This window comes from Micromonospora lacuserhaii, assembly GCF_036902735.1.
Classification (GTDB): Bacteria; Actinomycetota; Actinomycetes; order Mycobacteriales; family Micromonosporaceae; genus Micromonospora.
In genome coordinates, this window is sequence record NZ_JBAKHO010000101.1 from 1 (window position 1) to 6,993 (window position 6,993).

The window sequence follows — 6,993 nt, forward strand, 5'->3', positions numbered from 1 at the left end:
CCCGCGACCCGCGGTCGTGGGCGCCGGTGGCCGGGCTCGCCGCCGCGGCGCTGGCGGTGACCGGCGTCGGGCTGCTCGCCCCCACCGGCGGCGGCGCCGGGCGGACGGTCACCGTGGCCGTGGTGCAGGGCAACGTGCCCCGCCTGGGGCTGGACTTCAACGCCCAGCGGCAGGCCGTGCTCAACAACCACGTCGACGCCACCATCGCGCTGGCCGCCGAGGTGAGCGCCGGCACGAAGACCCGCCCCGACCTGGTGGTGTGGCCGGAGAACTCCTCCGACATCGACCCGCTGCGCAACGCCGGCGCCGGGGAGCGGATCTCCGCCGCCGCCGACGCCATCGGCGCGCCCATCCTGGTCGGCGCGGTGCTGCTCGGCCCCGACCGGGGGCAGGTCCGCAACGCCGGCATCCTCTGGCGCCCCGGCACCGGCCCCGACATGCGGCAGCTCTACACCAAACGCCACCCGGTGCCGTTCGCCGAGTACGTGCCGCTGCGCACCATCGCCCGCGCGGTCAGCTCCCAGGTCGACCGGATCCGCGCCGACTTCGTCCCCGGCGCGACCCCCGGCGTGGTCGACGCCGGCCCGGCGGTGCTCGGCGACGTGATCTGCTTCGAGGTCGCCTACGACGGCCTGGTCCGCGACACCGTCGACGGTGGCGCGCAGCTGCTGGTGGTGCAGACCAACAACGCGACCTTCGACGTCGCCGAGGCCCGCCAGCAGCTGGCCATGGTCCGGTTGCGCGCCGTCGAGCACGGTCGCGACGCGTTGATGGCCTCCACGGTCGGGGTGTCCGGGTTCGTGACCCCGGACGGGCGGGTAAGCGGCGCGACCGGGTTCAACACCCGCGCGGTGGTGCTGCGGCAGGTGACGCTCACCGACGGGCGTACCCCGGCCAGCCGGGCCGGCGTGTGGCCGGAGGTCGCGCTGGCCGGACTGGCCGTCGCGGCGCTGGCCGGCGCGGCGGTGCTGCGCCGCGCACGCCGCCGGGAGGCCACGCCCGGCCGGTAGGCCGGACACCGCGCCGGCAGATGCGGAGGATGCGGTGGGCAGCGACGCAGTCGACGGGGGCCACCCCGGCGTGGGTCGGGTGCTGGTGGTGATCCCCACCTACAACGAGGCCGACAACGTCACCAACGTCGTGGCCCGGGTCCGCGTCGCCGCGCCGGCCGTGGACATCCTCGTCGTCGACGACAACAGCCCCGACGGCACCGGCGCGCTGGCCGAGGCGATGGCCGCCACCGACCGGCACGTGCACGTGCTGCACCGCCCCGGCAAGGAGGGGCTCGGCGCCGCGTACCTGGCCGGGTTCGGATGGGCGGCGGCCCGCGACTACGACGCCGTGGTGGAGATGGACGCCGACGGCTCGCACGCCCCGGAGGACCTGCCGGCGCTGCTGGACGCCGCCCGCGACGCCGACGTGGTCATCGGCTCGCGGTGGACCAGCGGGGCGAAGGTGGTGAACTGGCCGCTGCGACGGCTGCTGCTGTCGCGCGGCGGGAACCTGTACGCGCGGCTGGCCCTGGGCATGCCGGTCTCCGACGCCACCGGCGGCTACCGGGTGTACCGGGCGGCCGCGTTGCGGGCGATGGAGCTGGACGCGGTCCGCTCGCAGGGGTATTCGTTCCAGGTGGAGCTGTCCCGGCTGGCGCACCGGTCCGGGGCGCGGATCGTGGAGGTGCCGATCACGTTCGCCGAGCGGGAGCGGGGGGCCAGCAAGATGAGCCCGCTGATCGTCGCCGAGGCGCTGTGGCGGATCACCACGTGGGGGCTGCGCGACCGGCGTCCCCACCGCCAGCGCGGCGGCCACGACCGGTGGCCGTGAGCGGCGGCGTGTCATGCTGGAGGGGCGGGATGTCCGTTCCTTCCCGGGTCCGGTTTCCGGGCGAGGCGCCCGCGTGAGGCGATGAGGTGAGATGCGCCGATACCTGAGGTTCGTGCCGCCGGCCCTGCTGGTGGTGGTGCTGCTGGAACTGGCCGCGTTCGTGGGCGTGGGCCGGGCGATCGGCTACCCGTCGGCGGTGCTGCTGGTGTTCGCGGCGTCGCTGCTCGGCCTGGTGCTGCTGCGCCGGGAGGGAATGCGGGCGTGGCGCGGGTTCCGGGAGTCGGTGGAGTCCCGGCAACCGCCGGGCCGGCAGGTCACCGACGGGCTGGTGGGCCTGGTCGGCGCGCTGCTGCTGGCCACCCCCGGCCTGGTCAGCGGTGTGGTCGGGTTGTTGCTGCTGGTGCCGCCGGTGCGCCGGCTGGCCCGCGGCGGGGTGCAACGTGCCGCGGAGCGCCGGGTGTCGTCGATGGTCGCCGGTGACCTGTTCGGCCCGCGGGTCGTGCGGGTACGCCGCGGCGCACCGACCGGCGAGCCGACCGTCGACGCCGAGGTCGTCCGGCCGACGGTGGTCGACGGCGGCCGGGCCATCGAGGGGGAGATCGTCGAACCACGGCCGTGAGCCGCGGACACGACGGCGCCCCCGGGAATCATCCCGGGGGCGCCGACTCGTTCAGGTGGGGCGCTCAGGCGCGACCGCGGCGGGTGCGGACCTCCTGCAGCCGCTCGGCCAGGATGTCCTCCAGCTCGGCGATGGAGCGACGCTCCAGCAGCATGTCCCAGTGGGTACGCGGCGGCTTGGCCTTCTTCTGCTCCGGCTCGGTGCCGTCGACCAGCCGGGCGACGCTGCCGTCGAACTTGCACTCCCAGGTCGAAGGGACCTCGGCGTCGACGGCGAACGGGACCTCGAACTGGTGACCCTTGGCACAGAGGTACTCGCGGGTCTGACGCGGCGCGAGCTCCGTGTTGCGGTCGGATTCGTAGCTGACCGCGCCCAGACGGCTTCCGCGCAGCATACGATCGCCCATGATCGACTTCCCCTCGCTCGTGGTGCTGGTCTCTCGGTGTAACGGTCCGACGCCGCCGGGGCATTCCCGCCCAGGTGGGTGATCCGGCCGCACGGCCCCTGCAAGGGTAGCCGGCCATCGCGCGGACCCGGCGGGGTCGTCCCCGGCCGGGTCGAATCGGTGGAGTGTTTCGGCGCTCACCGGGGATGTTAGCCGCCCCAGAGGTGCCGGAGGTGACGATGACCAGTGACGCGCCGGTCCACGACCGCCCCCCGGCGGGCCGGACCTTCTTCGGTCACCCGCGCGCCCTGTCCACGCTCTTCCTCACCGAGATGTGGGAGCGGTTCAGCTTCTACGGCATGCGCGCCATCCTGGTGCTGTACCTGACCGCGTCGGTCGCCGACGAGGGCCTCGGCATGGGGGAGTCCACCGCCAACGCCGTCTACGGCACCTACAACGCCATGGTCTACCTGATGGCGCTGCCCGGCGGCTGGGTCGCCGACCGGCTCATCGGCGCCCGGCGCAGCGTGCTGGCCGGCGGCGTGGTCATCGCCGCCGGACACTACGTGATGGCGATCCCCACCGGGTGGAGCGTCTTCGCCGGCATGACACTGATCGTGTTCGGCACCGGCCTGCTCAAACCCAACATCTCGACCATGGTCGGCGACCTGTACGACCGGGACTCCCCACGCCGCGACGCCGGGTTCTCGATCTTCTACATGGGCATCAACCTCGGCGCGTTCCTCGCCCCGCTGGTCTGCGGCTTCCTCGGCGAGAAGATCAACTGGCATCTGGGGTTCGGCGCCGCGGCGGTCGGCATGACCTTCGGCGTGCTCCAGTACGTGCTGGGCCGGCGCAACCTCGGCGACGCCGGCGCCCGCCCCGCCGACCCGCTGCTCGGCGCGGACCGCCGCCGCGCGCTGACCCGCATCGGCCTCGGCGTGCTGGTGCTGCTGCTGGGCCTCGCCGCGCTCACCGTGGCCGGGCTGTTCAGCGTCGACACCGTGGTCAACCTGCTCACCGTCGCCACCGTGCTGATCGCCGTCGGATACTTCACCCGCATCATCACCGACCGGGAGATCAGCCCCGCCGAACGCAGCCGGATGAAGGCGTACCTGTGGCTGTTCGTCTTCGCCGCCGCGTTCTGGCTGATCTACGACCAGGCCGGCTCGGTGCTCAACATCTTCGCCGAGGACCGCACCGACCGGAACACCCTCGGCTTCACCTTCCCCGCCTCCTGGCTCCAGTCGGTCAACCCGATCCTGATCATCATCGGCGCGCCGCTGTTCGCCTGGCTCTGGCTGCGCCTGGGCCACCGCGTCTCCACGCCGGCGAAGTTCGCCGTCGGCCTGGTGCTCAACGGCCTGTCCTTCGTGCTGATGGCCGCCGCCGCGCAGGCCGCCGTCGGCGGCGACCTGGTCTCCCCGTGGTGGCTGGTCGCCGTCTACGCCATCCAGGTCGCCGGTGAGCTGTCACTGAGCCCGGTCGGGCTCTCCGCCACCACCAGGCTCGCCCCGGTGAAGTACGCCAGCCAGATGGTCGGCCTGTGGTTCCTGGCCACCGCCGTCGGCGACGCCATCGGTGGCCAGGTCGCCCGGCTGGCCGAGAAGTGGCCCGAGCCGACGTATTTCCTCACCTTCGGGCTGGCGTCGGTGGCGTTGGGCCTGGGCGCGGTCATGTTCAGCCGGCACATCTCCCGGCTGATGGCCGGCATCCACTGACGCGGGGCGGCCCGCCCGGGCGGGCCCGGATAGCATCCGCGCCATGACCACCACCGTGCACCGGGGCGCCTGCCCGCTGGACTGCCCGGACACCTGCGTGTGGCAGCTCACCGTCACCGACGGCCGGGCCGTCGCGCTGCGCGGCGACAAGGACCACCCGTTCACCCGCGGCGCGCTCTGCGGCAAGGTCAACCGCTACCTCGACGCGGTCAACGGCCCCGACCGGCTCACCGAGCCCCTGGTCCGGGTCGGCCCCAAGGGCGTCGGGCCGGTGGCGTACCGGCCGGCGAGCTGGGACGAGGCGCTCGGGCGGGTCGCCGCGGGGCTGCGCGCCGGCATCGACCGGCACGGACCACAGTCGATCCTGCCGTACTACTTCGCCGGCACCATGGGCTTCGTGCAGGGCTGGACGATGGGCCCGCGGCTCTTCGCCCACCTCGGGGCGTCCCGGCTGCGCACCACCATCTGCACCGCCGCCGCCCGCGCCGCCCTCGGCTCGCTCTACGGCGGCTCGGTCGGCTTCGAACCGGAGTCGATCGTGGACGCCGGGCTGGTCGTGCTCTGGGGGGCGAACCTGCTCTCCACGAACCTGCACCACTGGCCGTTCGTGCAGGAGGCGCGGCGGCGCGGCGCGTACGTGGTCACCATCGACCCGCTGCGCACCGACACCGCCGCCCGCAGCGACGAGCACGTCGCGCCGCTGCCCGGCACCGACGCGGCCCTCGCCCTCGGGCTGATGCGCCACGTCCGTGACCTCGGCGCCGCCGACCGGGAGTGGCTGGCCGCGCACACCGTCGGCTGGGACCGCCTGGAGGCCCGCCTCGACGAGTGGCCCGTCGAGCGGGCCGCCGCCGAGTGCGGCCTGGACGTCGCCGTCGTGCGCCGGCTCGGCGAGCGGATCGCCACCACCCGGCCCACCGCGATCCGGGTCGGGCTGGGCCTGCAACGCCACGCCGGCGCCGGCCAGGCGATCCGGGCGATCTGCGCGCTGCCGCTGGTCACCGGGGACTTCCGCCACCCCGGCGGCGGGGCGCTGTGCACCACCTCCGGGCACCACCGCATCGACCCCGGCCGGGTGACCACCCCGGCGGGCATGCCCGCGCCGGCGGCCCGGTCGATCAACATGAGCCGGCTCGGCGCGGCGCTGACCGGCGAGGCCGACCCGCCGGTGACGTCGCTGGTGGTGTTCAACGCCAACCCGGCCGCCACCGCCCCCGACCAGAACCGGGTCCGCGCCGGGTTGCGCCGGTCCGACCTGTTCACCGTCGTGCTGGAACAGCGCTGGACCGACACCTGCGACTGGGCCGACGTGGTGCTGCCGGCCACCATGCAACCCGAACACCTCGACCTGCAGACCTCGTACGGGCACCACTACGCCACCCTCAACCTGCCCGCGGTGGCCCCGCCCGGGCAGGCGCTGCCGAACACGGAGATCTTCCGCCGGCTCGCCGCCGCGCTCGGGCTGGACCACCCCCGACTGCGCGACAGCGACGAGGAACTGGCCCGGCAACTGCTCGACGGCTCCGGGCTGCGCTACGAGGACCTGGTGGAGCGCACGTATGCCCGGGCCACCGGCGTGGACGTCGGCTCCGCCCCGTACGCGAAGGGTGGTTTCCCCACCCGCGACGGCCGGGCCCGGCTGTACGACCCGGCGTTGACCGCGCAGGGCGTCGACCCGCTGGTCGGCTACACCCCGCCGGCCGAGGTCGCCGACCCCGAGCTGGCGCGGCGGTTCCCCCTCGCCCTGATCTCCCCGGCCGGCCGGTTCCTGATGAACTCGACCTTCGCCTCGCTGCCCTGGCACCGCGACCGCACCGGGCCGCCCCGGATCCACCTGCACCCCGACGACGCCGCCGCGCGCGGCCTGGCCGACGGCGACCCGGCCCGGGTGCACAACGACCGGGGATCGTTCCTGGCCGAGGTGGCGGTCGACGACGCCACCCGGCCCGGGCTGGCGTTCACCTACAAGGCGTACTGGGCGCGGCTGAGCCCCGGCGGCAGCACCGTCAACGCGGTCACCGGCGTCCGGGACACCGACCTCGGTGGCGGACCGACGTTCCACGACACCCGGGTGCAGGTCGAGGCGGCCCCGCCGGCCTGACCCCGCGGCCGCGGGCGCTCAGCCGGGCCGACCGGCCGAGCCGAGTCGAGCCAGCGCGCCGGCCAGGTCGCTGACCTGGTCGGCGAGCTGCGCCGCCCGCCGCTGGGCGGCGTCCCGGTCACCCTCGACGGCGTGCAGGCGGACCTCCAGCCCGGCCAGCCGGGCCTGCGCGTGGGCGCCCGCCTGCCGCGCCGCGGCCAGTTCGGCGCCGACGGCGTCCCGCTGGACGGCCGCGGCGGCCAGTTCCTCACGGGCCCGCGCCGCCACCGCCGCCGTCTCCTGCCGGGCCGGCTCGGCCGCCGCCCGCGCGGCGTCGCGGTCTCGGGCGGGCGCGTGGGCCTGA

General features: G+C 74.9%; 6 protein-coding genes and 1 pseudogene. 5 read left to right on the forward strand and 2 right to left on the reverse strand.

Going from position 1 to position 6,993, the window contains the following annotated elements:
* The 3 genes from lnt to V6U81_RS28630 all read left to right on the forward strand — a co-directional run.
* Window positions 1-1,010 (forward strand): apolipoprotein N-acyltransferase (gene lnt, locus V6U81_RS28620; RefSeq protein WP_334494113.1); only part of this gene is annotated, 1,010 nt, incomplete at its 5' end.
* 34 nt (window positions 1,011-1,044) lie between these two features.
* Complete coding sequence (locus tag V6U81_RS28625) at window positions 1,045-1,824, forward strand: polyprenol monophosphomannose synthase (protein ID WP_334494114.1); 780 nt, start codon at window positions 1,045-1,047, stop codon at window positions 1,822-1,824.
* A 91-nt stretch (window positions 1,825-1,915) separates the two neighbouring features.
* The gene (locus V6U81_RS28630) at window positions 1,916-2,443 is read left to right on the forward strand and encodes an FxsA family protein (RefSeq protein WP_334494116.1); all 528 of its coding nucleotides are present in this window, start codon (window positions 1,916-1,918) and stop codon (window positions 2,441-2,443) included.
* A 64-nt stretch (window positions 2,444-2,507) separates the two neighbouring features.
* Here the strand turns inward: V6U81_RS28630 and V6U81_RS28635 are convergent, their stop codons facing one another.
* On the reverse strand, window positions 2,508-2,849 hold the full coding sequence (locus V6U81_RS28635) for an RNA polymerase-binding protein RbpA (protein WP_334494118.1): 342 nt from the start codon (window positions 2,847-2,849) through the stop codon (window positions 2,508-2,510).
* Between the two features lie 218 nt (window positions 2,850-3,067).
* On the opposite strand from V6U81_RS28635, the gene V6U81_RS28640 reads away from it, so the two are divergent.
* A complete protein-coding gene (locus tag V6U81_RS28640) occupies window positions 3,068-4,549 on the forward strand; it encodes a peptide MFS transporter (RefSeq protein WP_334494122.1) in 1,482 nt (493 codons plus the stop codon).
* Window positions 4,550-4,592: 43 nt separating this feature from the next.
* Window positions 4,593-6,650 carry a molybdopterin-containing oxidoreductase family protein gene (locus V6U81_RS28645; RefSeq protein ID WP_334494120.1) on the forward strand — a complete coding sequence of 686 codons (2,058 nt, stop codon included), beginning with the start codon at window positions 4,593-4,595 and terminating at the stop codon, window positions 6,648-6,650.
* 18 nt (window positions 6,651-6,668) lie between these two features.
* Here V6U81_RS28645 and V6U81_RS28650 read toward each other — a convergent pair.
* Window positions 6,669-6,993, reverse strand: a pseudogene (locus V6U81_RS28650) (hypothetical protein); the annotation flags it as partial.